The 25,371-nt window shown below is 72.6% G+C and carries 17 protein-coding genes; 3 read left to right on the top strand and 14 right to left on the bottom strand.

The features are described 5' to 3' along the window. Nucleotides 1–65: 65 nt before the first annotated feature. Both AC07DS_RS36505 and AC07DS_RS36500 read right to left on the bottom strand, forming a co-directional pair. Complete coding sequence (locus AC07DS_RS36505) at nucleotides 66–932, bottom strand: ABC transporter ATP-binding protein (RefSeq protein ID WP_479152436.1); 867 nt, start codon at nucleotides 930–932, stop codon at nucleotides 66–68. Next, nucleotides 925–1,839: an ABC transporter permease gene (locus AC07DS_RS36500; RefSeq protein ID WP_479152434.1), complete on the bottom strand. Its 915-nt coding sequence runs from the start codon at nucleotides 1,837–1,839 to the stop codon at nucleotides 925–927. The genes AC07DS_RS36505 and AC07DS_RS36500 overlap by 8 nt, the downstream gene beginning before the upstream one ends. A 201-nt stretch (nucleotides 1,840–2,040) precedes the next feature. Between AC07DS_RS36500 and AC07DS_RS36495 the strand changes: the two genes are divergently transcribed. Continuing rightward, nucleotides 2,041–2,667, top strand: a complete 627-nt coding sequence (locus tag AC07DS_RS36495) for a TetR/AcrR family transcriptional regulator (RefSeq protein ID WP_479152432.1) — start codon at nucleotides 2,041–2,043, stop codon at nucleotides 2,665–2,667. Nucleotides 2,668–2,692: 25 nt separating this feature from the next. Here the strand turns inward: AC07DS_RS36495 and AC07DS_RS36490 are convergent, their stop codons facing one another. The 4 genes from AC07DS_RS36490 to AC07DS_RS36475 all read right to left on the bottom strand — a co-directional run bounded on the left by AC07DS_RS36490 (nucleotide 2,693) and on the right by AC07DS_RS36475 (nucleotide 7,668). Continuing rightward, complete coding sequence (locus AC07DS_RS36490; protein WP_479152431.1) at nucleotides 2,693–3,628, bottom strand: ADP-ribosylglycohydrolase family protein; 936 nt, start codon at nucleotides 3,626–3,628, stop codon at nucleotides 2,693–2,695. Between the two features lie 9 nt (nucleotides 3,629–3,637). Next, complete coding sequence (gene galE / locus AC07DS_RS36485; protein WP_479152429.1) at nucleotides 3,638–4,618, bottom strand: UDP-glucose 4-epimerase GalE; 981 nt, start codon at nucleotides 4,616–4,618, stop codon at nucleotides 3,638–3,640. A 105-nt stretch (nucleotides 4,619–4,723) separates the two neighbouring features. After that, entirely contained in the window at nucleotides 4,724–6,352 is a 1,629-nt protein-coding gene (locus tag AC07DS_RS36480; RefSeq protein WP_479152427.1) for a glycosyltransferase family 2 protein, read from the bottom strand. 44 nt (nucleotides 6,353–6,396) lie between these two features. Next, complete coding sequence (locus AC07DS_RS36475; RefSeq protein WP_479152425.1) at nucleotides 6,397–7,668, bottom strand: glycosyltransferase 87 family protein; 1,272 nt, start codon at nucleotides 7,666–7,668, stop codon at nucleotides 6,397–6,399. Between the two features lie 280 nt (nucleotides 7,669–7,948). Here AC07DS_RS36475 and AC07DS_RS36470 point away from each other — a divergent pair, with 280 nt between their 5' ends. After that, entirely contained in the window at nucleotides 7,949–9,496 is a 1,548-nt protein-coding gene (locus AC07DS_RS36470) for a glycosyltransferase family 39 protein (RefSeq protein WP_479152423.1), read from the top strand. Here AC07DS_RS36470 and AC07DS_RS36465 read toward each other — a convergent pair. Beyond that, entirely contained in the window at nucleotides 9,444–9,956 is a 513-nt protein-coding gene (locus AC07DS_RS36465) for a MarR family winged helix-turn-helix transcriptional regulator (protein ID WP_479152422.1), read from the bottom strand. The two genes, AC07DS_RS36470 and AC07DS_RS36465, sit on opposite strands and share 53 nt — an antisense overlap. Nucleotides 9,957–10,054: 98 nt before the next feature. On the opposite strand from AC07DS_RS36465, the gene AC07DS_RS36460 reads away from it, so the two are divergent. Further along, complete coding sequence (locus tag AC07DS_RS36460; protein WP_451385286.1) at nucleotides 10,055–10,468, top strand: organic hydroperoxide resistance protein; 414 nt, start codon at nucleotides 10,055–10,057, stop codon at nucleotides 10,466–10,468. Between the two features lie 44 nt (nucleotides 10,469–10,512). On the opposite strand, the gene AC07DS_RS36455 is transcribed toward AC07DS_RS36460, so the two are convergent. The 7 genes from AC07DS_RS36455 to AC07DS_RS36425 all read right to left on the bottom strand — a co-directional run bounded on the left by AC07DS_RS36455 (nucleotide 10,513) and on the right by AC07DS_RS36425 (nucleotide 25,045). After that, entirely contained in the window at nucleotides 10,513–12,738 is a 2,226-nt protein-coding gene (locus AC07DS_RS36455; protein WP_479152420.1) for a bifunctional glycosyltransferase/CDP-glycerol:glycerophosphate glycerophosphotransferase, read from the bottom strand. Nucleotides 12,739–12,744: 6 nt separating this feature from the next. Next, nucleotides 12,745–14,955: a bifunctional glycosyltransferase/CDP-glycerol:glycerophosphate glycerophosphotransferase gene (locus AC07DS_RS36450; protein WP_479152419.1), complete on the bottom strand. Its 2,211-nt coding sequence runs from the start codon at nucleotides 14,953–14,955 to the stop codon at nucleotides 12,745–12,747. 125 nt (nucleotides 14,956–15,080) lie between these two features. Further along, on the bottom strand, nucleotides 15,081–17,345 hold the full coding sequence (locus tag AC07DS_RS36445) for a bifunctional glycosyltransferase/CDP-glycerol:glycerophosphate glycerophosphotransferase (RefSeq protein WP_479152417.1): 2,265 nt from the start codon (nucleotides 17,343–17,345) through the stop codon (nucleotides 15,081–15,083). Nucleotides 17,346–17,499: 154 nt separating this feature from the next. Then, complete coding sequence (locus AC07DS_RS36440; RefSeq protein WP_479152415.1) at nucleotides 17,500–18,411, bottom strand: carbohydrate ABC transporter permease; 912 nt, start codon at nucleotides 18,409–18,411, stop codon at nucleotides 17,500–17,502. 91 nt (nucleotides 18,412–18,502) lie between these two features. Then, nucleotides 18,503–19,846, bottom strand: a complete 1,344-nt coding sequence (locus tag AC07DS_RS36435) for a carbohydrate ABC transporter permease (protein WP_479152413.1) — start codon at nucleotides 19,844–19,846, stop codon at nucleotides 18,503–18,505. 7 nt (nucleotides 19,847–19,853) lie between these two features. Beyond that, nucleotides 19,854–21,236: an ABC transporter substrate-binding protein gene (locus AC07DS_RS36430; protein ID WP_479152411.1), complete on the bottom strand. Its 1,383-nt coding sequence runs from the start codon at nucleotides 21,234–21,236 to the stop codon at nucleotides 19,854–19,856. A 155-nt stretch (nucleotides 21,237–21,391) separates the two neighbouring features. Then, a complete protein-coding gene (locus AC07DS_RS36425) occupies nucleotides 21,392–25,045 on the bottom strand; it encodes an FHA domain-containing protein (RefSeq protein WP_479152409.1) in 3,654 nt (1,217 codons plus the stop codon). Nucleotides 25,046–25,371 lie beyond the last annotated feature (326 nt).

Here is a 25,371-nt window from a genome sequence, read left to right as displayed (position 1 = left end):
CCTTTCATAACATACTGTCACTAGAGGTATGAAAGGGATAACCACGCCTGAGGTAAGAGCAGGGCTCACGAAGGAAGAGGGACCTTGGGAGCCTCGGGTTTCGCCGCGGCCTTCCCGGGTGCCGGTTTCTTCGCGGTCTTGTCGGTCTTGTCGCCGGTGAAGGCCTCGTACTCCTTCATGACGTCCTCGGTCGGGCCGTCCATGCGCAGCTCGCCGCGCTCCAGCCACAGGACCCGCTCGCAGGTGTCGCGGATCGACTTGTTGTTGTGGCTGACCAGGAAGACCGTTCCCGCCTGCTCGCGCAGCTCGCGGATCCGCTCCTCGGAGCGCTTCTGGAAGGAGCGGTCGCCGGTCGCGAGGGCCTCGTCGATCAGCAGGACGTCGTGGTCCTTGGCGGCGGCGATGGAGAAACGCAGGCGGGCGGCCATGCCGGAGGAGTACGTCCGCATGGGCAGCGTGATGAAGTCGCCCTTCTCGTTGATCCCGGAGAAGTCGACGATGCCTTCGTAGCGCTCCTTGATCTGCTCACGGGACATGCCCATGGCGAGACCGCCGAGGTAGACGTTGCGCTCGCCGGTGAGGTCGTTCATCAGGGCCGCGTTGACGCCCAGCAGGGAGGGCTGGCCGTGGGTGTAGATGTGTCCGTTCTCCACCGGGAGAAGCCCGGCCACGGCCTTGAGCAGCGTGGACTTGCCGGAGCCGTTCGTGCCGATCAGTCCGATCGCCTCGCCCTTGTAGGCGACGAACGACACCTTCTTCACCGCGTGCACCCGGCGCACGCCGGCCGCCTTCTCGGCCTGCTTGCGGCGCAGCATGCGGTTGAGGGCGGCGGTGGCGGTGCCGCGGCCGGCGCCGGTGCCGTTGACCCGGTAGACGATGTCGACGCCGTCGGCGACGACGGTGGGGATGTTCTCTGCGGTCTGCTCAGCCACGGCCGTACGTCTCCTCAGCCTTCCAGAAGTAGATGAAGCCGCCGACGCCGACGAGCAGCGCCCAGCCGGTGGCCGCCGCCCACACGTGCGGGGGCAGCGACTTGGAGTGGAAGCTGTCGATCAGCGCGTACCGCATCAGGTCGATGTAGACCGCGGCCGGGTTGGTCTCCAGCAGGACCGTGACGATGTGCGGCAGGTGGTCCTTCTTGGTGAGCTTGTCGATGCTCCACATCACGCCGGACACGTACATCCAGGTGCGCAGCACGAACGGCATCAGCTGGGCGATGTCCGGGGTGTTGGCGCCCGCCCGGGCCATGATCATCGACATGCCCGCGTTGAACGTGAACTGCAGGACCAGCGCGGGGATCGCGAGCAGCCACGAAGCGGCGACCGGTACGCCGAAGCAGAGCAGGATGACGACCAGCGCCGCCATCGAGAAGAGCAGCTGCTGGAGCTGCTGGATGCAGAAGGAGATCGGCAGGGCGGCGCGCGGGAAGTGCAGGGCGCGGACCAGGCCGAGGTTGCCGGCGATCGCGCGGGTGCCCGCCATGATCGAGCTCTGTGTGAACGTCCAGATGAACACGCCCGTGACCAGGAACGGGATGTAGTCCGGGACGCCGTGCTTGGTGCCGAGCAGCACGCCGAAGATGAAGTAGTAGACCGCCGCGTTCAGTAGCGGGGTCATGACCTGCCAGACCTGGCCGAGCTTCGCCTGGCTGTATTGGGAGGTGAGCTTGGCGGTGGCGAAGGCGGTGATGAAGTGGCGCCGGGCCCACAGCTGGCGGACGTACTCCGGCAGGTTCGGGCGGGCGCCGCTGACCGTGAGGCCGTGCCGGGCGGCCAGCGCCGAGAGGTCGTCGTCGACCGGGACCTGGGTGGGGGGCGGTGTGTGGAGGACCTGGCTCACATCCGCTGCTTTCGCTCGGGGGAGGGGGGTGCGTCCGGCTGCCGCCGGGCCTGAGTGGTCCTCGTCCGCCATCCGCCGTTTCCTTACGCTTCTCTTCACGTTCTCTTACGTCGGGACGGGACCGTATCGTCGCAACGTGAGCCTAGAACCATCGACCGTCGGAACGCAACCGTTTCGTCGTAACGCCCTATGCTTGTTCGCATGACGACGAACGCCGACGAGGCCCCGAAGCGCGTGCGCCGCCGGACACCTGCCGGGGCTGCCGTGCTCCGGGAGGACGTGACCGAGGCCATCCGTGCGGCGGTCTTCGGGGAACTCGCGGCGGTCGGGTACGCCAGGATGTCCATCGAGGGCATCGCGCGGCGGGCGGGCGTCGGCAAGACGGCGGTGTACCGCCGCTGGCGCTCCAAGCTGCACCTGGTGCTGGACGTGGTGTCGGCGATGGCGGTACTGGGCCTGCCGGTGCCCGACACGGGCTCCCTGGAGGGGGACCTGCGGCTGCTGTACGAAGTGACGTCCCGCGCCCTGCGCCACCCCGTCGCCTCGCAGATCATCCCCGACCTCCAGGCGGAGGCGGCCCGCAATCCAGAGATCGCGGAAGCCATGCAGAAGGCACTGCGGGACGGCCAGGAAGGGGTCGCCAGCAAGATCGTGGCGGCGGCGGAGGCCCGGGGCGAGGTCCGCACCGGAGTCGACCCGGACCTGGCCCTGGACCTGATCTCCGGCCCCCTGTACTGGCGCTCGGTGGTGATCCGCTCCCCGAAACTGCCGAAGGGCTACCTGGAGAACCTGGCCCGGGCGACGGCAGGGGCGCTCAAGGCGTTGTGAGCCCCCGCCCGCAGCCGGCCGCGGTCTACGCCAACCGCTGGGCCAGGCCGGCCAGTTCGCGTGCCCGCAGTACCCGGTCACCGAACCCCGGCAGCGGTACGTGCAGCGGCTTTGTCCAGCGTTTCGGTATCGCGCCGATCCCGTACACCGCTCCCGCCAGCGCCCCGGCGACGGCCGCCACCGTGTCCGTGTCACCGCCCAGGTCGATCGCCGCGCGTACCGCCTCCTCGTACGACGTCGTCGTACGCAGGGCCCAGACCGCCGAGCCCAGGCACGGCCAGACCGCGCCGTTGAACTCGGTGGCCCGGTCCGGGTGCCAGCCGGGGGCGAGGACGGTCGCGTAGCGGGCCCGGTGGGCGGGGTGGAGCGCTGCCAGGGTGTCCGGTACGGCGGTGAGCGGATCCTCTCCGCCGAGGGCCACACGGATCAGCTCGTGCAGGACGGCCGTGCCCTCCCAGGCCGCGGGGTCGCCGTGGGTGAGGGCGGAGAGGCGGCGGGCGGCGTCCATGGTGGCCGCACGGCCGTGGCGTGCGAAGCGGACGGCTGAAGGGGCCGCCCGCATCAGTGCCCCGTTCCCGGCCGCCCGTTGGTTCGTTCGGAAGTGCAGGGCCGCTGCCGTGTCCCAGGGGGCGCCGCTGGTCAGCACCGCCTCCGTCTGGAGGCCGATGTCCTTCGGGTCGGCGGCCGCCCAGCGCCGGAAGCGCCGGAACACGTCCGGGAGGTCCGTCTCCCCGCGCTCCAGCAGCGACTCGGCGGTCAGTACGGCCATCTGCGTGTCGTCGGTCGCCTCGCCGGGGTCCCAGCCACCGCCCCCGCACATCTCGCCGCCGTGTCCGGGCTGCGGGAAACGGGCCGAGAAGGCGCCTTCGGGGCCGAACTCGAAGGGTGCTCCGAGGGCGTCGCCCACGGCGGACCCGAGCACGGCGCCGACGGCACGTTCGGTGCGCGAGGGGGCGGTCATCCCCGGAGCCTACGACCGCGCGGCCTCCGGATGCAGGCGCACCCAGCCCTCCCAGGCCGAGGTGATCATGTCCTGGACGTCGTACTTGGCCTGCCAGCCGAGTTCAGTGGCGATGCGGTCGGCGGAGGCGACCACGCGGGCGGGGTCGCCGGGGCGGCGTGGGGTGACCGTCGGGGGGCGGTCGTAGCCGGTGGCCGCGTTGATGTGGTCGATCATCTCGCGGACCGAAACGCCTTCCCCGCGGCCGATGTTGAGGGTCAGGTCGCGGCCGGGGGTGGAGCGCAGGGCGCGGGCGACCGTCACATGGGCCTCGGCCAGGTCGACCACGTGGATGTAGTCGCGGACGCAGGTGCCGTCGGGGGTCGGGTAGTCGTCCCCGAAGATGCGCGGCGCCGCGCCCTCGGTGAGCTTCTCGAAGACCATGGGGACGAGGTTGAAGACGCCCGTGTCGGCCAGGGCGGGGGTGGCCGCGCCGGCCACGTTGAAGTAGCGCAGGGACGCGGTCGCCAGGCCCGTCGCCCGGCCCGTCGCGCGGACCAGCCACTCGCCGGCCAGCTTGGTCTCGCCGTAGGGGGACAGGGGCAGGCAGGGGGTCTCCTCCGTGACCAGGTCCACGTCCGGCATGCCGTAGACGGCGGCCGAGGAGGAGAAGACGAAGGACGGCACGTCCGCCTGGGTCACGGCCTCCAGCAGGACGCGCAGGCCCTCCACGTTCTCCCGGTAGTAGTGCAGCGGGAGGTCCACGGACTCGCCCACCTGCTTCTTCGCCGCCAGATGGACGACCCCGGTCACCTCGTACTCGGCCAGCGTGCGCGCCAGCATCTCGCCGTCCAGGATCGAGCCCCGCACCAGCGGTACCTCGTCCGGTACGCGTCCGGGGACACCGGTGGACAGGTCGTCGTAGACCACGGTCCGCTCGCCCGCCTCGGTCATCGCGCGTACGACGTGCGCCCCGATGTATCCGGCACCGCCGGTGATCAGCCAGGTCATGTGCGGCCTCCCCTCGTCAGCCGGCCTGTCGTGACGCGGCCGGTGGCTCTCGGTCGTGCGGGTCCCCGGTGAAGTCCGGCGGGTCCCGGTGAAGTCCAGTGGGTCTCAGTGAAGCAGGCGGCGGAGTCGTCCGTCGGCCACCTTCATGACACCCCGTATCCCGGTGGCCACGCGTAGTGCCAGCGCGCCGGAGTGGGTGGTGTACGGCTGGACCAGCAGCACGGCGTGCCGGACGCTCGGGACGGCGCGCCGGCGCAATCGGCCGGCGCCCGTGAGGGCGTGCGCCGTCATGCTCCGGGACGTCCCGTCCGCGAAGTGCACGGTCAGGCGCAGGTCCCAGGTGCCCGCGCCGAGCCGGTCCAGGTCGACCGGCACCTCGGCCGACCAGCCGTCCGTGCCGGAGGAGCCGGAGACGGCGGAGGGCGTGAAGGTGGTCTTCTCGTGCTGGGCCGTGCGCTCGTCCTCCCTCGACTGCCACTCCACCTCCACCTCCTGCGGCCCGGCCTCGGCCACCCGTCCGTACAGCTCGTGCAGCCGCAGGCGCAGCCGGGTGCCCCGCGCGCGCGGGCGCAGTTCCGCGTCCACGGTGAGCGGCAGGAGGCGGGTGGGGCGGGTCAGCAGGGGGGTGAGGGAGGCCTGCGGGAGGTCGGCGGACCAGACGGGCGTGCCGTCGGGTGTGCGGTCGTAGGGCGGGAGCAGCCGGGCCGGGCGCGCGGCCAGCTCCTTCAGCCGGGGCAGGTCGCACGGCTCCGGGGACTCCAGGACGACCCGCGCCAGCAGCCGGCCGGGTGCCGACGGGTTCGCCTCCCAGTCGGCGGCGTCGTAGCGCGCGAGGTGCTCCCGGGTGTGCGCCCACCACGCGCGCTGGTAGTCACCGTCGCGCAGACCCAGTTCGCGCGCGTACATGCGCAGCTCGTGGTCGAGGAACTTCGTCCGCGCCGCCCGCGCCAGCTCCTTCTGCCCGGCGCCCAGCAGAATGTCGTACGCCATCGCGCACGCCTCCGTACGCGCCTTCCAGTTGTCGATCCGCCCCCGGTCCAGGGAGAGCGACAGCTGCTCGGCCGACCGGCGCACGTGCCACACGTACACACGGTCCGGTACGAGCGAGATGCGCGGCGCGGCGGCGAGCACCCGCGCGGTGAACACGATGTCCTCGTAGAGGAAGCGCCCCTCGGGGAAGCGGATGCCGTGCTCGCGCAGGAAGGCGGTCCGGTACAGCTTGTTGACGCACAGCGTGTCGTGGACCAGGCGGGGGCGCTGGGAGGGACGCGTGAGGACGGTGTGCGCCGTGTAGAGGCGCGCCTGCCAGGGCTGTTCCCGCCCCGAGGGCAGCTCCCGGCGCACGCACAGCCCGCTCGCGACCTCGGCGTGTGCTCCTTCGGCCGCCGCCAGCAGCGCGTCCACCGCACCGGGCGGCAGCACGTCGTCGCTGTCCAGGAACATCACGTACGGCATCGTCACCGCGTCGATCCCGGTGTTGCGCGGGCTGCCGCAGCCGCCGCTGTTGGTCTCCCGGCGCACGATCCGCAGTCTGGGCTCGTCGGCGGCCAGGCGCGCCAGCAGCTCGCCGCTGCCGTCCGTCGAGCAGTCGTCCACGGCGACGACCTCACCGACGGCGGCGCCCTGGTCGAGCGCCGAACGTACGGCGTCGGCCACGTGGTCGGCGTCGTTGTAGCCGATGACGACGACACCGACCTGAGGCGTAGGGTGCGGGTCTCGCGGTACTGGATACATGGGGTCCACAGGCCAGGAGCGTAGAAATACTCGGTAATACGCCGTTAAGAGGCGCTTAGCGCTCGGTGTGGAAGACGGTCGGAATCCGGTCGGGGTTGCGTCGCGGGGCCGGCCCTTCCGGACGGCGGCCGTGCGGAGCGCCACAGCCGGATGAAGGACAGCACCGCGGCGACGGCCAGCAGCCCGTTGCGCGCCAGCACCAGCAGACAGCCGGTCCAGCTGCCCGCCACCACGTCGCGGTAGAACATCGGGAAGACCACGGAGCTGAGCGCGCTCGCCGCGAGGACCAGCACGGCCACCGGGCGCTGGCTGGTGTGCCGCGAGGTCAGGCACACGGCGGCGAGACCGATCAGCCAGATCATGTACTGGGGACTGATGACCCGGCTGGTGACGGTGAACAGCAGTACCGCTGCGAGCGCGGCGTCGTACGGCGTGGCCGGGCTCCAGTGCCGCGCCCGCACCCTCCACAGCACCAGCAGCGCGAAGGCGGCCACGGTGAGCACGAGGGAGGCGGTGGCGACGGCGGGCACGTGCGGGCCGACCATCTCGATCGCGCCGTACTGGTAGCGGGCCCGGCCGGACCAGCCGGCGTGCCGCGCCAGGTTGAGCGCCGAACCGCCGAACGACTCGATCTGCACACCCCGGCCGCCCTGCTCCCGCAGGAAGGCCAGCGGATTGTTGAACGAAAGGGCGAGGAGTGCGAGGCAGGCGCCTCCGGCGGCCACCGCCCATCCCCACGTCCGCCGCGTCATCGCCCCCCGGGGCGTGCCCAGCAGCACCAGGCCCGGCCACACCTTCACCAGCGCGCCCAGTGCGGCGAAAACACCGCCCGCGCGGGGGGAGCGTCCCAGCGCCAGCAGGGAGATGACGGCGAGCGCGGTCACCTGTACGTCGTACCGGGCGAGCGGCAGGTGCAACAGCAGCGGCAGACCGCAGGTCCACAGGGTCGCGCCGAACAGGCTCCGCCCGGGGCGGAGCCCCGCGTGGACCAGGACCGCCGCGATCAGCGCGTCGGCGGCCAGCGTCAGCACCACGAACGCCTGAAAGTACGTCAACCACGGGAGCAGGCCCGGCGCCAGCAGTACCGCGCCGGCGCCGGGCGGGTACTGCCAGGTGCTGTCGTGCGCCGGGAAGGCGCCGTGCGACAGGACGCCGTACCAGTGGAAGTACAGCCGCCACACCTCGCGCGGCACCGAACCCCCGCCCAGCAGGGGCGAGCTGTCGTGCGTGAGGAGCCACGACATCAGGGCACGGGTGGCGAGCCATACGGCGGTGAGGGCGAGGACCGGGCCGGGGGTGACACGGAGACGGTTCATCACGTGGGAGCCTAATCTGCGCGGATGGTGTATCCATGCCGATACGCCGTCAATGACCGGCAAAGGTTGGCTAATCGCAAAAGATCGGGCCATGGTGAACATCGGGCCTCTTGTGAAACCGCAGTCGCACAGGGCGGCTGCAGCAGCTGTCGTACCGGCTGATGCACCGGACACACCGGATTCGTTGGATGCGTCGGATTCGTTGGATGTGCTGGACGCACCCGGTGCAACGACTCGCGCGGCGAGAAGTGCGCGGAGCGCGCTCGCCGCGTGTGTGTCCGTGTCGCTGCCCGCGCTGGTCATGCTCGGGCTCGGGCTCTGGGGGTTGGACCGGGGCGGGATGTGGCGGGACGAGGCCGTCACCTTCCAGGTCGCGCGGCGCACGGTGCCGCAGATCTGGCGGCTGCTGCACGGGGTGGACGCGGTGCACGGCCTGTACTACCTGCTCATGCACGCCGTCCTCGGCGTTCGTTCCGGCGAGGTCGTCCTCCGGCTGCCGTCCGTGTGCGCGGCGGCGCTGACCGCGGGTCTGGTGGCCGGGCTCGGTACGCGGCTGGTGCGGCCACGGGTCGGGCTGTGGGCCGGGCTGCTGTACGCGATCACGCCGATCGCCGGGCACTACGCGCAGGAGGGCCGTTCGTACGCCCTGGTCGCGGCCGGTGCCACCGGAGCGACGCTGCTGTTCGTCCGGGCCGTGCGGAGCGGGTCCTGGCGGGCGTACGGCGTCGTGCTCGGCCTCACCTGCTGGCTGCACGAGTTCGCCGTCCTGCTGCTGCTCGCCCACGCGGTGTCGCTGGCGCTGGCCCGGGCGGGGGCGCGGGTGTGGCGGGGCTGGGGGTGCGCGGCGGGTGCCGTGGGGGTTGCGCTGGTGCCGATGGTGCTTGTGTCACGGGCCCAGTCGGCACAGGTGGCGTGGTTGCGGGAGCCGACGTGGACGACGGCGGGAGGGCTGCTGCGGACGTTTCTCGGGCCGACGGACGGGGTGTACTGGGCGTGCCTGGGGTTGGCCGTGGTGGGGCTCTTGGGGTTGGTGGGGCGGCGGGGGGAGGTGACCTGCGCGGGGGTCGCTCTGCCGGCGGCCGTGCTGCCGCCGGCCGTGCTGATGCTGGTGTCGCAGGTCTCCCCGCTGTACGTCGACCGGTACGTGCTGTACGCCCTGTCGGGGGCGCCGTTGCTGGTGGCGGCGGGGGCCGAGCGGGTGGCCGGGGTCGCCGGGCGCCTTTGGCCGGCCGGCCGGCCGCAAAGGCACCCTCGGCCGGCGCCGCCCCCGAAGACCGGCCCCCGGGCCGGCTCCTTCCTCCTCCCCCTGACCGGCGTCCTCCTGATCGCCCTGGCCCTGTCCCACCAACTCCCCCTGCTCAGAGGCGACCGCGACCCGGGCCGCCGCCCCGACGACCTGGCTGTCGTGGCGCGAGTCGCCGGGCGGGAGGTGCGGGACGGGGACTCCGTGCTCTTCATGCCGGCGCAGACGCGGAACGCGGCTCTCGCCTATCCGGGCGCGTTCCGGGGGGTGCGGGACGTGGCGTTGGCGGAGTCGGGGGCCGGGTCGGGGAGTCTGTACGGGCGGGAGGTCGGTGCGGAGAGTCTGCTGCGGCGGGTGGCGGGGCTCGACCGGGTCTGGGTCGTCGCCGACCGGGATCTGCTCGCGGGGCGCTGGCGGCCGGGCAGTCCCGTCGAGCGGGCGAAGCTCGCCGTGCTGGCGGAGCGGTTCGTGCCCGGTGAGGAGTCCGTGCAGGGCGATGTGATCGTGCGGCTCTACGTCCGCCGGCCGGTCGTCAGCGGGAGCTCTCGGCCTCTTCCAGTGCCGCCGCGTCCAGCGCGGTGGTGAGCTGGTCGAGACGTTCGCGCAGCTCGCCTATCTCCGCCAGGTCGAAGCCCGTCGCCGCCATGATGCGGCGCGGCACCTGGAGGGCCCGCTCGCGCAGCGCCGCGCCTTCCCCGGTGAGCCGCACCTGCACCGAACGCTCGTCCTGCGCGCTGCGCTCACGCCGGACGAGGCCGGCCCCCTCCAGTCGCTTGACCAGCGGGGACAGCGTGCCGGAGTCCAGGCGCAGATGCTCGCCGAGCTTCTTGACCGGAAGGTCGCCCTGCTCCCACAGCACCAGCATCACCAGGTACTGCGGGTAGGTGAGCCCGAGGTCCTTGAGGATCACGCGGTAGACGCTGTTGAAGGCGCGGGACGCCGCGTGCAGCGAGAAGCAGATCTGGCGGTCCAGGCGGAGCCAGTCCGCCTCCGGAGCGGGGTTCTGGGTGGCGGTCATGTCTCCAGGATAGCTCTTGCGGGCCATTGGATTGTGCGCAACTTAATTGTGTGCTCTACTTGTGGTCGTGAGGGCGGCCGGACAGGAGCCGCCGGATCACATGATTTCGAGAGGGATGGTCTTCCATGGACGCGCTCTACACCGCTGTCGCCACCGCCACCCACGGCCGCGAGGGCCGTGCCGTCTCCTCCGACGGCAAGATCGACCTCGCCCTGGCCATGCCGGTGGAGCTGGGCGGCAACGGCCAGGGCACCAACCCGGAGCAGCTCTTCGCCGCCGGTTACGCCGCCTGCTTCGGCAGCGCCCTCGGCCTCGTCGGCCGCCAGGCCAAGGTGGACGTCAGCGACGCCGCCGTCACCGCCGAGGTCGGCATCGGCAAGCAGGGCGAGGGCTTCGGTCTGAAGGTGACGCTGCGCATCGAGCTGCCCGAGGGCGTGGACGAGGCGACCGGCCGCAAGCTGGTCGAGACCGCCCACCAGGTGTGCCCCTACTCCAACGCCACCCGCGGCAACATCGAGGTCGACCTCGTCATCGAGTAGCACCCGGGGTCAGCCCGGCAACATCCGAGGTGACCTGCCTGCCCTCACGTCGGGGCCAGCAGGTCACCTCCGACGTTCTGGCCCGGGATCCGCACCGGAGCGCCCGCGGGCATCGACTCGCCCAGCAGCAGCGTCCGTACGACCCGCTCGGCGGCCCGGCCGTCGTCGAACTCGCAGAACCGCTCCCGGAAGTCCGCCCGCAGCCGCGCCGCCTCCTCGTCCCGCCAGGACCCGGAGCCGAACAGCCAGGCCAGCTCCCGGTAGGAGTGGGACACATGGCCCGGCGCCTCGGCGGTGATGTCGAGATAGGCGCCCCGGCTCGCGGTGTACGCGGCCCAGTCGTCGGCGTGGACCACGATCGGCCGGTCCAGGTTGGCGTAGTCGAACATCAGGGCCGAGTAGTCGGTGACCAGCACGTCGGAGGCGAGCATCACCTCCTCGGCGTGCGGCTCGTCCGTCGCGTCGACCACGACCCCGCGCCGGGCCAGCTCGGTCAGGCCCATCCCGCGCGCGGGACCGGTCGCGAGCGTCGGGTGCAGCCGGACCACGAGCGTGCAGTCCTGGCCCAGGTCGGCCGCGAACCGGGCCAGGTCGAGCCGGTCCACGTACCCGCCCCGCCGGTAGTCCCGGCGCGTCGGCGCGTACAGCACCACCCGGTGGTCCTCGGGGATGCCGTGCCGCAGCCGGAAGGCGGCGCCGGCTTCCCCGGCGCCGTCCGCCGCGCCGACCAGCACGTCGTTGCGCGGGCTGCCGGTGCGCAGCGAGGTGAAGTGGCAGGGGTAGGCCCGCTCCCACACCAGCTCGGAGTGGTGGTTGGCGACCAGGCTGTAGTCCCAGCGGTCGGCCCGGCGCAGCATCTGCGGCACGTCGAAGCCGAGCCGGGCCCCGGGCTTGTCCAGCAGGTCGGCGCCCATGTACTTGAGCGGGGTGCCCTGGTGGGTGTGGAGGTGCACGCTGCCGGGCCGTTTGGCCAGTGAGCCGGGCCAGTTGACGTCGTTGACGAAGAACTTCGCCCGCGCGGTGACCTCCAGATAGCGCCGGGAGTCCACGAGCACATGCTCCACATCGGGCGGCAGCTGCGCGGCGGCCTCCTCGTCGCGGACCACCCACACCCCGCGCAGCTGCGGGGCGAGCTCCCGCGCCTTGCGGTACACGGCGGCCGGATCGCCCAGCACGCCCCGGTGCGAGGACGCCGAGTACACCACCAGGTGCGGGTCCAGCGGGCGGTGCGCGTGCAGCCCGGCCCAGCCGCGGCGGGCCCGCAGCGCGCCCGCCCGGCGCAGCTGCTCCGTCCGCCGCCCGGCCTCGCGCCCGGCCCGCGCGGCCTGCTGCTTCAGCCGGTACGCCGGGTAGCCGCCCTCCAGCAGGGCGACCTCACCGTCCACCAGGGCGCCCTCGGGCCGGTGGCGGCGGAACATCTCGGCCGTGCGCCGGAAGAACTCGGCCCTGTCCGCGGGCGGCAGCCGGTCCGGCTTGGCGAGGATGTCCAGGCAGTGCTCGCCCATCTTGCGGTGCAGATACGGCCGCCAGCCCGCCAGTTCCCCGTGCGCGTCCACGAAGGCGAAGACCCGCTCGTACTGGTCGTGGATGTCGAAGTGCTTGCGGCTGGTGGTGGACAGGATGTTGCCCTGCCGGCGCTGCCGGTAGTTCAGACAGATCCGGTCCAGGGCGGCGATCCGCCGGGCGCTGAGCATGACCGGGAACGTCCAGGGGGTGTCCTCGTAGTACCCGGGCGGGAACTCGAAGCCGTGCTCCTCGACGAAGTCGCGCCGGTAGACCTTGTTCCACACCACCATCAGCAGGTCCAGGATCTCCGGCCGGCCGGAGACCGTGAAGGTGTCCGTCCCTGCGTCGGCGAGCACCTGCGCGAGCACGTTGCGCCGGGTGCCGCCCCACCAGTAGGTGCGCGCGTAGTCGAAGACCAGCACGTCCGGGTCGCCGGACTCCGTCAGCCGGTCGGCGACGGCGCGCAGCGCGCCCGGCGTGAGCGTGTCGTCGCTGTCCAGGAAGAACAGGTAGTCGCCGGTGGCATGCGGCATACCCGCGTTGCGGGCCCGGCCGAGGCCGACGTTCTCCGGCAGGTGCAGCACCTTCACGCGCGGGTCGCGCTCGGCGTACTCGTCCAGGATCGCGCCGCAGCCGTCCGGGGAGCAGTCGTCCACGGCGATCAGTTCGAGGTCGTTGAAGGACTGCAGCAGCACCGAGTCCAGACACTCGCGCAGGAAGCCCTGCACCTTGAAACAGGGGACGATGACACTGAAGCGGGGCACGGCGGGTCAGCTCCTCACGAGGGTCGCGGCGGCGGGGGCGGGGATGCGCTCCGCGAGCGGGATCACCGGCGGGACCGCCTCCGGCGGCTCGCCGAGCAGCACCCGCCGTACGACGCGTTCGGCGGCCAGCCCGTCGTCGAACTGGCAGAACCGCCCGCGGAACGCGGCCCGTTGCGCCTTTGCCTCCGGGCCCGCGTAGGAGCCGTCGCGGAAGACACGGGCCAGTTCCTCGGCGGTGCGGGCGACCGGTCCCGGCGGCTCCGTCATCAGGTCGAGGTAGACGCCCCGCGTCTCCTGGTAGACCTCCCAGTCGTCGGCGTACACGACGATCGGCCGGTCCAGGTTGGCGTAGTCGAACATGATCGAGGAGTAGTCGGTGACCAGCGCGTCGGCCGCCAGGCACACGTCCTCCGAGGAGCGGTGCGCGGTCACATCGATGATTCGGCTGACCCGCCCGGAGCTCCGGGTGCGGCCCCCGTCGTAGAAGTAGTGGGCGCGCAGCAGCACGACCACGTCCTCGCCGGCCGCCTGGCAGAACGCCTCCAGGTCCAGGCCGGTCTCGAAACCGGTGTGGTGGTCGCGGTGGGTCGGCGCGTACAGCACGGCCGTGCTGCCCTCGGGCACGCCCAGCTCCCGCCGGACACGGACGACGTCCTCGGCGGTCGACGTGTAGTAGACGTCGTTGCGCGGATAGCCGTACTCCAGGTGCTCGTACGAACCGGGGAAGGCGCGCTCCCACATCTGGGTGGAGTGGCGGTTCGACGAGAGGTTGAAGTCCCAGCGGTCGACCCGGCCCAGCATCCGGGTGAAGCTGCCCGACTGCGCCGCCACCACCGGGTACGTCGACTGGTCCACGCCCATCGTCTTCAGCGGGGTGCCGTGCTGGGTCTGCAGATGGACGCTGCCCGGCCGTTTGGCGACGCCCTCGGCGAAGTTGGCGTTGTTCACCAGGTACTTGGCGCGGGCCAGCAGCTCCCAGTAGCGGCGGGAGCCGATCACCGCGTGCTCGACGTCCTTCGGCATCGCATGCGCCTGGTCGGCCTCGACCAGGAACACCGAGCGGATGTGCGGGGCGAGTTCACGGGCCTTGGTGTGGATCGCGGCCGGGTTGCAGGCGTAGCCGCGGCCCCAGTAGGCGCAGTACACAGCCAGGTTGGGGTCGAGGGGGCGGCGCAGGTCGCGGGCGTAGCGCAGCCGGGTGCGGAGCATGTGCGGGCGCGGCACGGTCTCGGCCGCCCTCGCCGTCGCCTGGTTGGCGCCGCGCAGCGCGCGGAACGCGGTGTACGCGCCGGCCGCCAGCAGCCGGTGCTGCACGCCGAGGCTGCCGCCCGGGGCCTGATAGCCGGCGGGCCGGTGCCGCCGGTACAGCCGGCCGGCCCGGCGGAAGAACGCCCGGTGCCCGGAGGGCAGCCGCTGCGGCCGGGACGCCGTCTTCAGCACATACCCGAAGAGCTGCTCGAAGAGCGCGTGGGTCCGCTCGGCGGACAGCCCGCCGGCGGCTGCCCGGGTCAGCACCAGCTCCACCTGGTCCAGCAGGGCGTGCTGGTGCGGTCCCGGCAGGTTGAGCCGGCTGCCCTGCCGGCGCAGCCGGTGCCGTACGACGACCCGGCGCAGCACCGCGATCCGCCCGGCGGCGATCGTGGTCAGCCCGCCCCAGCCAAGGTCGGTGAAGTGGCTCTCGGGAAACGTGAGCCGGTGCTCGGTGAGGAAGGTGCGGCGGTAGACGGCGCTCCACGCCGGCAGCTGCACACCCGTCAGCGCCGGGAACACGTCCGGAGCGAAGGCTCCCTTCGGCGCCCCGGCCAGCAGCGGGGCCGTCGGGTTGCTCGGCTCCCCCTCCCACCAGGGGGTCCGCTCGTGCTCGACATGGAGCACGTCGACACCGGCGGTCTCGGTCAGCCGCGCGTCCAGCGCCGCCAGAGCGCCGGGCAGCAGCAGGTCGTCGCCGTCGAGGAACAGCACGTACGCGCCGGTCGCCGCCCGCACCCCGGCGTTGCGGGCCCCGCTCAGACCGGCGGCCGGGGGTGAGTCGACCGGTGTCACCCGGGAGTCGCGCTCGGCGTAGGCGGCGGCCACCGCGGCGGCCGGGGCGTCGGGAGCGTCGCAGACCGGGATCAGCTCCAGGTCGCCGAAGGACTGGCCGAGTACCGAGTCCAGCGCCTGGGACAGCCGGCCGGCGACCCCATGGGACGGGACGATAATGCTGAAGCGGGGCATTCTGTTCTTTCTGTTGTCTTGCGGAAGCGGCTCGGCCGTCCGGCGGGACGCCAGGTGGACGGCCGGACCGGAGTGGGCCGCGTCGTGCTGAGGGGCATGGGAACTCCCGGTAGGACCAACGCTGTTCAGCGGCTCTCGGTGACGGGGAGGGGGCCGGAAGGTTGCGCCACGGTGGCGAGCGGGGAGCGGTCGAGCGCAGCAGCGGCCGAGGGCACGGGCTTGCGCTCGGCGAGCGGCACGATCGCCGGCCGTCCCGCCGGCTCGCCCAGCACGACGTGCCGTACGACGCGCTCGGCGGCGCGTCCGTCGTCGTACGGGCAGAACCGCTCCCGGAACGCCGCCCGCAGCTGGGCGGAGCGCGAGCCGCGCCAGTGGCCGGTGGCGAAGATGTCGATCAGCTCGTCCTCGCTGCGGGCCACCGCGCCCGGCGGGACGGCGCGCAGGTCGAAGTAGGTGCCCCGGGCCGCGTCGTACGCGTCCCAGTCCTCGGTGTGGACCACGATCGGCCGGTCAAGGTTGGCGTAGTCGAACATCAGGGACGAGTAGTCGGTGATCAGCGCGTCCGAGGCCAGGCAGAGGGAGGCGATGTCCGGGTGGTCGCCGACGTCGACGACCCGGGCGGCACCCTCGGCGAGCCGGCCGGGGTGCCAGTAGTGGGCGCGGGCCAGGACCACGAAGCGCGGGCCCAGCCGGCGCAGCACCCGGTCCAGGTCGAGGGCGGGGCGCTGGGTGCGCCGGTAGTCGCGGTGGGTGGGGGCGTACAGCAGCGCGACCGCGCCCTCGGGGATGCCGAGCGACTCGCGGATCCGGGCCACGTCGGCGGACGTCGCCCGCTGGAACACGTCGTTGCGCGGGTAGCCGTACTCCAGTGTGGTGTAGCCGCCGGGGTAGACACGCTCCCAGGTCAGGGTGGTGTGGCGGTTCGCGGACAGCAGGTAGTCCCACTTGTCGACGCCCCGCACAAGCTCCTCGAAGTCCATGTCACCGGCGGCCGCCGGGCGTTCCTGGAGGTCGAGGCCCATGTGCTTGAGCGGGGTGCCGTGCTGGGTCTGGACGAAGACCTGGCCCGGACGCTTCCTCAGCCGGCGGTCGAAGTTGACGTTGTTGACCAGGTACTTGGAGCGGGCCAGCGCCGTCCAGTAGGCGAGGCTGCCCGGGCGCAGCCGACGCGGGCCCGGCGGGACGGTGTGCTGGTGCTCGGGGCGGGCGATCCAGGCGGTGCGGATGTGCGGGGCGTGGGTGCGGAACGCCTCCTCCAGGGCGCCCGGATTGCAGCCGTGGCCCCGGTTCCAGTACGCGGCGAAAACGGCCCGGTCGGAGCGCAGCGGGAGGCGCAGCTGGACGCGGTAGTGCAGCTGGAGGACGGCAGCCCGGACGGCCCGGGCGAGCTTGACGGTGGCCTTGAGGGCGCGGCGGCGGGCGGACATCGCCAGCTGGAGCGCGCGATAGGTGCGGTGCAGGCCGAAGCGGACGAGGCCGTGGCGCAGCCGGGTGCGCAGCGGGACGCAGGCGCCCCGGACCTGGTAACGGCGGTAGTGGGCACGGGCCTTGCGCAGGAACTCGCCCCGGGTGCCGCGCGGGAGCCGGTCCCGCTTGGTGAACACGGTCGAGAAGTGGTCGACCATGCGGCGGAACAACACCGGCTGCCAACGGGCGAGTTCGGGCCTCCCGGCGATGAACGCGAACACCCGGTCGTACTGTTCGAAGATGTCGAAGTGCTTGCGGCTGGTGGTGCTCAGGATGTTGCCCTGCCGCCGCTGCCGGTAGTGCACGCACACCCGGTCCAGGGTGGCGATCGACCCCGCCGCCATCAGGACCGGGAAGGTCCAGGGCGTGTCCTCGTAGTAGCCGGCCGGGAACCGGAAGCCCTGCTCCGCGACGAACTCCCGCCGGTACGCCTTGTTCCAGGCGACCATCAGCACCCGCAGCAGCCCCGGGCGGTCCTCGAGACGGAAGGGCGCCGGGCCCTGCTGGGTGAGCTGGGCGGCGACCTTGTTGCGCTCCACCGTGCCGTTCCAGTAGGTGCGCGCGTAGTCGAAGACCAGCACGTCCGGCTCGCCGGTCTCCTTGATCCGGTCGGCGATCGAACGCAGCGCGTCCGGGGTGAGCGTGTCGTCGCTGTCCAGGAAGACCAGGTAGTCGCCCGTCGCCCGCGCCAGGCCGGCGTTCCGGGCACGGCCCAGGCCCTGGTTCTCGGCCAGGTGTACGGCCTTCACGCGCGCGTCGCGGGCGGCGTACTCGTCGATGAGGGCACCGCAGGCATCGGGGGAGCAGTCGTCCACGGCGATCAGTTCGAGGTCGGGATACGACTGTGAGAGCACCGAGTCCAGGCACTCCGAGAGGTACGCCTGGACCTTGTACGCGGGGACAATGACACTGAACCTGGGCAAGGGACATCCATGGGTCGGTCGGCGCGGGCGTTCTGCCCGGGAACGGCCAATGGAGTGATTCGGTTACGGTTCGTACGGCATGTGGGGGACACCGGGTGAACGAGAAAGGGCGGGCCTCTCAAGGCCCGCCCCTCGAAAAGGGTCCTTCTCGGTGCTACTTGACCGCGCCCGCCATGACCCCGGACACGAACTGCTTCTGGAACGCGAAGAACACGGCCAGCGGGATCACCATCGAGATGAACGCGCCCGGCGCGAGCACGTCGATGTTGTTGCCGAACTGCCGTACCTGCGTCTGCAGGGCGACCGTGATCGGCTGCGAACCGGACTTGGTGAACACCAGCGCGACCAGCATGTCGTTCCACACCCACAGGAACTGGAAGATGCCGAGGCTCGCGATCGCGGGCCCGCCGAGCGGCATCACCACCCGCGTGAAAAGCCGCAGTTCACCGGCGCCGTCGAGGCGGGCCGCCTCCAGCAGCTCCCGCGGGATCTCCGCGAAGAAGTTCCGCAGCAGGAACACCGCGAACGGCAGGCCGAAGCCCACGTGGAACAGGATCACCCCGAAGATGGTCCCGAACAGGCCGATCCTGCCGAACAGTTCGGCGATCGGGATCAGCGCCACCTGCACCGGCACCACCAGCAGGCTGACCACGCCGAGGAACCACCAGTCCCGGCCCGGGAACTCCATCCACGCGAACGCGTAGCCCGCGAGCGAGCCGATCACCACGACCAGGATCGTCGCCGGGACCGTGATCAGCACGGTGTTCAGCAGGGAGTGGGTGATGTCGCTGTTCTCCAGCAGCTTCTGATAGCTCTCGAAGGTCAGCTGGGACGGCTGGCTGAACACCTTCCACCAGCCGCTCGCGCTCATGTCCTCCGGTGCGCGCAGGGAGGAGATGAGCAGACCGATGGTCGGCACCAGCCAGAACAGGCCGACGAGGATGAGGAACACACGGACCAGTCCGCCGCTGAGCCTCTCGGTGATCCTCGAACCGAGCGACTGCCGGGCCTTCACGGTCATGTCGGCGGGTGCCGCCTTTCCGATGCTTCCGGCAGCGGTCGTCATCGCCTGCCCTCCCGCCGCAGCCTCCGAATGTTGCTGCGCCTGCCCGGGGGACAACCCCCGGACCCCCGGCCGACGCCAGGCACACGCGTCCTCATCGCCTGCCCTCCCGCCGCAGCCTCCGAATGTTGAACAGCATCACCGGGATCACCAGGAGCAGCAGGAACACCGCGATCGCGCTCGCGATGCCCGGCTGGCTCTCCGCGAAGCCCTTGCGGTACAGCTCCAGGGCCAGCACGTTCGCGTCGTCCTGGGAGGAGCCCGGCGCAATGATGTAGACGAGGTCGAACACCTTGAGCACGTTGATCATCAGCGTGACGGTGACGACGGCCAGGACCGGCGCGAGCAGCGGCACGGTGACCCGGCGGAACACCTGCCACTCATTGGCGCCGTCCACCCGCGCGGCCTCCAGCAGCTCCCGGGGCACGCCCGCGAGCCCGGCCGCGATCAGCACCATCGCGAAGCCCGCCCACATCCACACGTACGACCCGATGATGGCCGGGGTGACCAGCGACGGGCCGAGCCAGTCGACACCGTTGTACGGCTCCCTGAAGTTGTCCGCGGGAAGCCGCAGCCGGGCGCCGTCGGCCTGGGCGGGCAGCGTGAAGGTGCCGTCGCCGGCCGCCTTTGCGGACGCCACCACCTTGCCGTCCTTCACCGCCTCGATCCGCATCCCGGCGTAGCCCAGCTCGGACGGGTCGGGCACGCCCAGCTTCCCGACGCCCTTGCCGCGGGTGAAGTCCTGCCAGGTGGTGCCGGTGATCTTCCCCGGCTCCGGCTTCGCCGCCACGGCCTTCTTCGCGCCGTCGGGCATCTGGTCGGGGGCGACACCGACCAGCGGGAGGGCGACCGTCCGCCCGGTGTGCACCGGGGCCGAGGTGATGAAGCCGCCCTGGTCCGGTTCGAGCGGCGACTCGCGGCCCGGGTGCGCCTTCGGGAACGCCGACGACTGCGCGAAGGTGTCGTGCACGCCCACCCACACCGCGTTGGCGACACCCTTGTCCGGGTCCTGGTCGTACACCAGCCGGAAGATGATCCCGGCCGCCAGCATCGAGATCGCCATCGGCATGAAGACGACCAGCTTGAACGCCGTGCCCCAGCGCACCCGTTCGGTCAGCACCGCGAAGACCAGACCGAGGGCCGTGGAGACGGTCGGCGCGAACACCACCCAGATGATGTTGTTCTTCAGGGCGGTGCGGATGCCGTCGTCGGTGAACAGCGCCTTGTAGTTGTCGATGCCGGCGAAGCCGTCGCCCGAGGCGTTGTAGAAGCTGCGGACGAGCGAGTACCCGATCGGATAGACCACGAGCGCGCCCAGCAGCACCAGTGCGGGCAGCAGGAACAGGGCTGCCACCGCCTTGCGGGTGCCGGTCACGCTCCTGCGGCTCTTCGGTGCGGCGGGGCCCGGTGAGGGCCCGGCCGCCGCTGCCGACGCCATCGCCGGATCAGCTCCCGTTCCCGTAGGCCGCCGCCGCGTCCTTCTCCAGCTTCGCCTGGGTGCCCGCCACGTCCTTCGGGTTCTTCAGGAAGTCCTGCAGGTCCTTCCACTCACCCTTGCCCGGGGTGCCGCCGAAGGCCTGCGGGGCCTGGTCGGACATGTCGAAGCGGAAGTCGTCGCCGGACGCGATCAGCGCCTTGGCGATCTTCTGCTGCACCGGGTTCGGGTAGGCCGAGTCCGGCACGTTCTTGTTCGGCGAGAGGTAGCCGCCGAGCCTGGCCTGGATGGTGGCCGCCTCCGGGGAGGCCAGGAAGGTGGCCAGCGCCTGCGCCGCCTTGGAGTCCTTCAGGATGACGGCCGCGTCACCGCCGGAGACCACCGGCGCGGCCGAGCCGACCGCGGGGAACGGGAACACCTTCGCGTCCGTGCCCACCTTCGCCTTGGTGTCACCGATGTTGACCTGGACGAAGTCGCCCTCGTAGACCATCGCCGCCTTCGGCTGGTCCCCGCCGGTGAAGGTCTGCGTGACGGAGTTCGGGAACTCGGTCTGCAGGGCACCGTCCGCGCCGCCCGCCACATAGTCCTTCTTGCCCCAGATCTGGGCGAGCGTGGTCAGGGCCTGCTTCACCGAGGGATCGGTCCACTTGATCTTGTGCTGGGCGAGCTGGTCGTACTTCTGAGGCCCGGCCTGGGACAGATAGACGTTCTCGAACCAGTCCGTCAGCGTCCAGCCGTCCGCGCCGCCGACCGAGAACGGGGTGACACCGGAGTCGTACACCGCCTGCGCGGCGGTCAGCAGCTCCTGCCAGGTCTTCGGCTCCTTGGCGCCCGCGTTCTCGAAGACCTTGGCGTTGTACCAGATCAGCGACTTGTTGGCGGCCTTGTAGTAGACGCCGTACTGCTTGCCGCCGACCTTGCCGATGTCCTGCCAGCCCTGTGAGTAGTTCTTCTGCAGTTCCTTGAGCGCGTCCGGGCCGAGCGGCTTGGCCCACTTCTTGTCCACGGCCTGCTTGATCGCGCCCGGCTGCGGCAGCAGGGCCACGTCCGGCGGCTGACCGCCCGCGATCTTCGAACCGAGGAAGTTGATGATCGGGTCCTGGGCGGGCACGAACGTCACCTTCGCGCCCGTGCGCTTCTCGAACTCCGCCAGGACCTTCTTGAAGTTCGCCTGTTCGGTGCCGGTCCAGACGGCGGCGACCTCCAGGCTCGCGCCGTTCAGTTTCGGCAGGGAGACGCCGGAGCCGCTCGCGGTGTCCCCGCCGCTCGTGTCACCGCTGCCCTTCTTGCCGTCGCCGCTGGAGCAGGCGGTGAGCGCGAGGGCTCCCGCGAGCAGTGCGGCGACTGTGGTGACGGCCCTGTGTGTCCGGATGGTGTTGCTGTTGCCACGCATCACTTCCCCGTTCGTCGTTCTCCGCTGAACGTCAGAACACTGTTCCGTGCGGTCCGGTCTACGCCGGGCCGCACAGGGGCGGCAAGAGCGCCTGCGCCGTCCGGCGGGTCATCGTGACCGGCTCGTGATCAGGGAAGTATGCGTACGGATTCCGGCTACAGGAGTGAGGGCACCTCCGCCGCGGCGACCTCCCGGGCCGCCCGCTCCACCGCGCTCGCCAGCAGGGCCAGGTCGGTGGGGCCGTTGCCCAGTTCGCGCACGGGACGGCGGGCCGGCGGATCGCCCATCCGCTGCCACTCCAGCGGGACGACCGTGGGCCGCTGGGTCGCGGTGCGCGGGATGCGGCCCGTCACCCGGCCGCCCTGGAAACCGACGGTCCGCCCGTCCGGGTACGCCAGCCTGCCCCGCCCCGGTGCCGGCTCCTCGGGCCCGGGCGTCGGCGCGTCCAGCGTGACCCGCAGGGCGGCCTGCCGGGCCGGCTCCGTCTCCGCCGTACGACCGCCCGTCCCGGCGGCGGCCACCAGGTGCACGCCGAGCCGCTCGCCCTCCCGGGCCACCGCTTCCAGAGCCCGCATCACCGATCCGGCGGCGGGCCGGCCCGGCGAGCCGAGCGCGGGGGAGACCAGCGCGTCCAGGTCGTCGACGACCACGAGGAGCCGGGGCAGCGGAGGTGCGGCCTCGGTGCGCCTGCGCGCGGCGCCGGGCCGCAGCCGCAGCGTGGAGCTGGGCGGCGTCTCTATGTCACCGGCCCCGGAGGCCGCCGGGCGCCCGCCCGGGGTGCGCTGCGCGACGATACGGCCGGACACCTCACGCCCCGCGTGCCACTGGGCGAAGTCCGTCCGGCCCAGCAACTCCGCGCGCCGCTTCAGCTCGGCGCTCAGCGACTGCGCGAACTCCCGCATGCGGACGGGGTCGTTGGCGATGAGGTGGGTCGTGACATGGGGTATGTCCGTGCAGACGCGCAGGCCCTCACCGCGCCCCGCGCCCGCGCCCGCGCCGACGCCGTCCCGGCCGTCGATCAGCACCATGCTCAGCCGGTCGGGCCGCTCCGCGGCGGCCAGCGAGGCGACCAGGGCCCGCAGCAGCTCGGTACGGCCGCTGCCGGCCGGCCCCTCGATCAGCAGATGCGGCCCGTCGGCCACCAGGTCGGCGGTGAGCGGGCCGTGCGGCCCGGCACCGAGGACCGCCCGGGCCCGGCCGCCCAGCGACTCCGTGTCGTCGGCCGCGTCCGCCCAGCGCGCCATCAGCGAGGCCGGGGTGGCCCGGGCCAGGCCCAGCTCGTCCAGCAGCCGCGCCGACTGCGGCAGCGGTACGGCCACGCGCGCGTGCCGCTCGCCGACGGGGCCGTCGGGCCTGAGCGGCGCCAGCGCCCGCGCGAACCGCTCCGCCCAGGCCGCGGAGACGGCGTCCACGGTGGCGACGGCCCCCGGGCCCACGGGCCCGGTGGGCGCGACACGCATCAGGTGCAGCGCTCCGGCGACATCGCCGCTGAGCAGGGCCACGGCCCCGCAGTGCCGGAAGGTGGGCGTGACCGCCGAGGCCGCCTCGTACACCTGCGCCACGGGCGAGGCGGGCGTGGTCGCCGCGGTCTCGGCGAGGCAGACGACATGGATCCCGGCCCGCGGACCGGCCACGGCCAGCCGCGCCAGGGCTTCCTGCAAAGAGGCGCCTCCCGGGTCCCCGTCCACGACGACGACGGTGAACGGCCCAGGGAAGCCACCGAATCCGGCCGGCTCGGCGCCTTCCCTGGCCCAGGAGGGGCGGCGGGCGGAGGTGCTGGTGCCGTGAGTGCCGTGCGGGGAGGCGGGTGCCGATTCCGGTGCGGCCGGCGAGGTCGGTCCGGCTGGGCCGGTGGAAGGGGCGCCGGACCCCGCCGCCGGGGCCGGCTGGGCCGTGCCCCGGCCCGTCGCCGCGAACTCCTCCACCCGGCGCAGCAGTTCCTCCGTGCGGGCCGCCGCCTGTTCGCGGTCGTAGGCCAGCAGCAGGCGGCAGTCCTGGCCGTGGCCCGGGCGGACGTGCGGGAGCCAGCCCAGCCAGGACCACTCGGCCGTCCGCTCCTCCTCGGGGCGGCTGCGGTCCGCGCTGATCAGCACGATCTCCAGCAGGTCGGGGGAGTGCAGCGCGGCCAGCTGGGCCAGCACCGCACGGGCCAGCCCGGACAGCCGGGGGCGCGGACCGGCCAGGCCCAGCGCACCCGCCTCGCGCAGCGCGGCGGTCACCGGTACGGCGGGCAGCACGCCCGAGCCGTCCGGTGCGCTCCGGTCGGCCGTACCCAGCCGTACGGTCAGCGCCTCCGGGTGTCCCGGCCCCCGCTCCCACAGCCGGGGCCCCGGGCCCAGCGCCGTCAGCAGCAGCGCGGCGGGATCCGGCCAGGTCTCCGGCAGCTGCGGGCCATCGGCCGGCTGTATACCGCCCCCACCGGCCTGCGGGGCGCCGAACGTCTCCGGCCGGGCCGCGGGCTGCTCCCCGCGCCCGCCGGCCAGCCGCCGCGCCCAGGCGCCGATTCCGCCCCGGCGGCGGCCGCTCTCGGGGGCGTCGGTGCCCCGGAGCGGGGTGTCCTTGCGGCCGTGGCCCTCTCCCGCGCCGGTGCCGGAGGAGGCGCTGTCCGAGGCCGGGCCGCGGGTCGTCGTACCGGCGTGCGCGGCCCCGGTCGGGTCCCCCGGGCCGCCGGCGCCGTACCGCCCCGCGTGGGTGTCCCCGCCACGGGAGGTGGCGCCGGGCGTGCCGGGTGCGGCGGTTTCACCGCCCGGTCCGCCGGCCCCGTGGCGGCCCGCGGCCGTGCCCCCGCCGTCGGTGGCCGCGCCGGGCAGCCCGGGTGCCGGCCGTTCTCCGCCCGGTCCGCCGGGCCCGAAGCCGCCCCCGCCGACGGAAGCCCTGCCCGGAGCCGAACCCGGCTCCGCCGCGCCTTCGCCGCGCGTCTCGATGCTCGGTGCCCCGCCCTGGCCCGGTACCGCAGGCTGTTCGCCGCGCCGGTACTCCTTGATCCCCGCGCCCGCGCCCGGGGCAGCCCAGCCCGCCGTGCCGTACGCGTGGTGGGTCGGTCCCGAGGGGCCGTCGGCGGCCGGGGCCGAGGTGGGCTCCACGCGCGCGTGCCCGGCGCCGGCCGTACCCGGATCACCGGCTTCGCCGGCCGGCCCCGGGGCGAAGCGCACGCAGCCCTCTCCGTCCGGCACCGTCCGCACCCGCGCCCCGGGGCCGCCGGACGGGGTGATCCGCAGGGCGGACTCGCCGATCCTCAGCAGGGCCCCCGGAGCGAACCGCACCGCGCGGTCGCTCACCCGGGTGCCGTCCAGGGCCGTGCCGTTGGTGGAGCCGAGGTCGGCCACCGAGACACGGCCGTCGGCGGCGACCGTGACCGCGCAGTGCAGGCGGGAGACGTCCGGGTCGTCCAGCGGGACGTCGGCGTCGGCGGAGCGGCCGACCGTGATCCGGCCGCCGTGCAGCAGATGGACCCCGCCCGCGTCCGGGCCCGCGACCACGTGCAGCTGGGCCGGGGCGTCGTCCAGCTCGGGATGCGGCTCGAGGGCTGCCGGGGCGCCCAGGGACAGCACGGCGCCGTCGACCAGGGGAGGCTCGCCGAGGGTGCAGCGGCGCGGGTCCAGCCGCTCCGCACCCGCGTACAGGACCACCGAGGCGCTGCCGGAGTCCCGGCCCGTGCCGCCGTCTCCCGTGACCGCCGTGGCCAGCGCCGACGTCACCGCGGCCAGGTCCGTGCCCGCGGGCGCCGTCACCAGCACGTCGCGGCTCGTGGCGCGGCCCCGCTGCGGGGACGGACCCAGCGGGTCCACGACGGTCAGCCGGATCTGCATCGGCGCAGCGGTCCCTTCTGCCCGGGCGCGGACATCCCCCACCCCCGCACGAGCACGTCGGCCAGTACTGCACGCATCCTCGCACCTGTCACCGACAACGCGCCCGCGGCCCGGTGCCAAGTGATCTTGATTGGTCAGCTCTGCCCCCAAAAGTGCCTGACCATTAATCCATCGGTGATCAGTTGAGATCGGTCACGTCCGGCACTGGGCAACCAGGAGACGAAGGCGAGCGTCTTTCCTTCGAACATCGACGGGAACGCTTACGTAGTGCCCTCGGGGGCGGCACTACAGTGGGCCGGAACACCGGAACACAGGCGAACAGACAG

The organism is Streptomyces sp. NPDC044064 (assembly GCF_056434245.1).
This window is presented reverse-complemented; position numbering and strand designations above follow the sequence as displayed.

What these genes read in the sequence shown, in the direction of transcription:
- AC07DS_RS36465 (WP_479152422.1), bottom strand. Translation starts at nt 9,956, where the DNA reads ATGGCCCGCAAGAGCTATCCTGGAGACATGACCGCCACCCAGAACCCC.
- AC07DS_RS36490 (WP_479152431.1), bottom strand. Translation starts at nt 3,628, where the DNA reads ATGACCGCCCCCTCGCGCACCGAACGTGCCGTCGGCGCCGTGCTCGGG.
- AC07DS_RS36495 (WP_479152432.1), top strand. Translation starts at nt 2,041, where the DNA reads ATGACGACGAACGCCGACGAGGCCCCGAAGCGCGTGCGCCGCCGGACA.
- galE (WP_479152429.1), bottom strand. Translation starts at nt 4,618, where the DNA reads ATGACCTGGCTGATCACCGGCGGTGCCGGATACATCGGGGCGCACGTC.
- AC07DS_RS36440 (WP_479152415.1), bottom strand. Translation starts at nt 18,411, where the DNA reads ATGACGACCGCTGCCGGAAGCATCGGAAAGGCGGCACCCGCCGACATG.
- AC07DS_RS36475 (WP_479152425.1), bottom strand. Translation starts at nt 7,668, where the DNA reads ATGAACCGTCTCCGTGTCACCCCCGGCCCGGTCCTCGCCCTCACCGCC.
- AC07DS_RS36435 (WP_479152413.1), bottom strand. Translation starts at nt 19,846, where the DNA reads ATGGCGTCGGCAGCGGCGGCCGGGCCCTCACCGGGCCCCGCCGCACCG.
- AC07DS_RS36430 (WP_479152411.1), bottom strand. Translation starts at nt 21,236, where the DNA reads ATGCGTGGCAACAGCAACACCATCCGGACACACAGGGCCGTCACCACA.
- AC07DS_RS36425 (WP_479152409.1), bottom strand. Translation starts at nt 25,045, where the DNA reads ATGCAGATCCGGCTGACCGTCGTGGACCCGCTGGGTCCGTCCCCGCAG.
- AC07DS_RS36460 (WP_451385286.1), top strand. Translation starts at nt 10,055, where the DNA reads ATGGACGCGCTCTACACCGCTGTCGCCACCGCCACCCACGGCCGCGAG.
- AC07DS_RS36480 (WP_479152427.1), bottom strand. Translation starts at nt 6,352, where the DNA reads ATGTATCCAGTACCGCGAGACCCGCACCCTACGCCTCAGGTCGGTGTC.
- AC07DS_RS36450 (WP_479152419.1), bottom strand. Translation starts at nt 14,955, where the DNA reads ATGCCCCGCTTCAGCATTATCGTCCCGTCCCATGGGGTCGCCGGCCGG.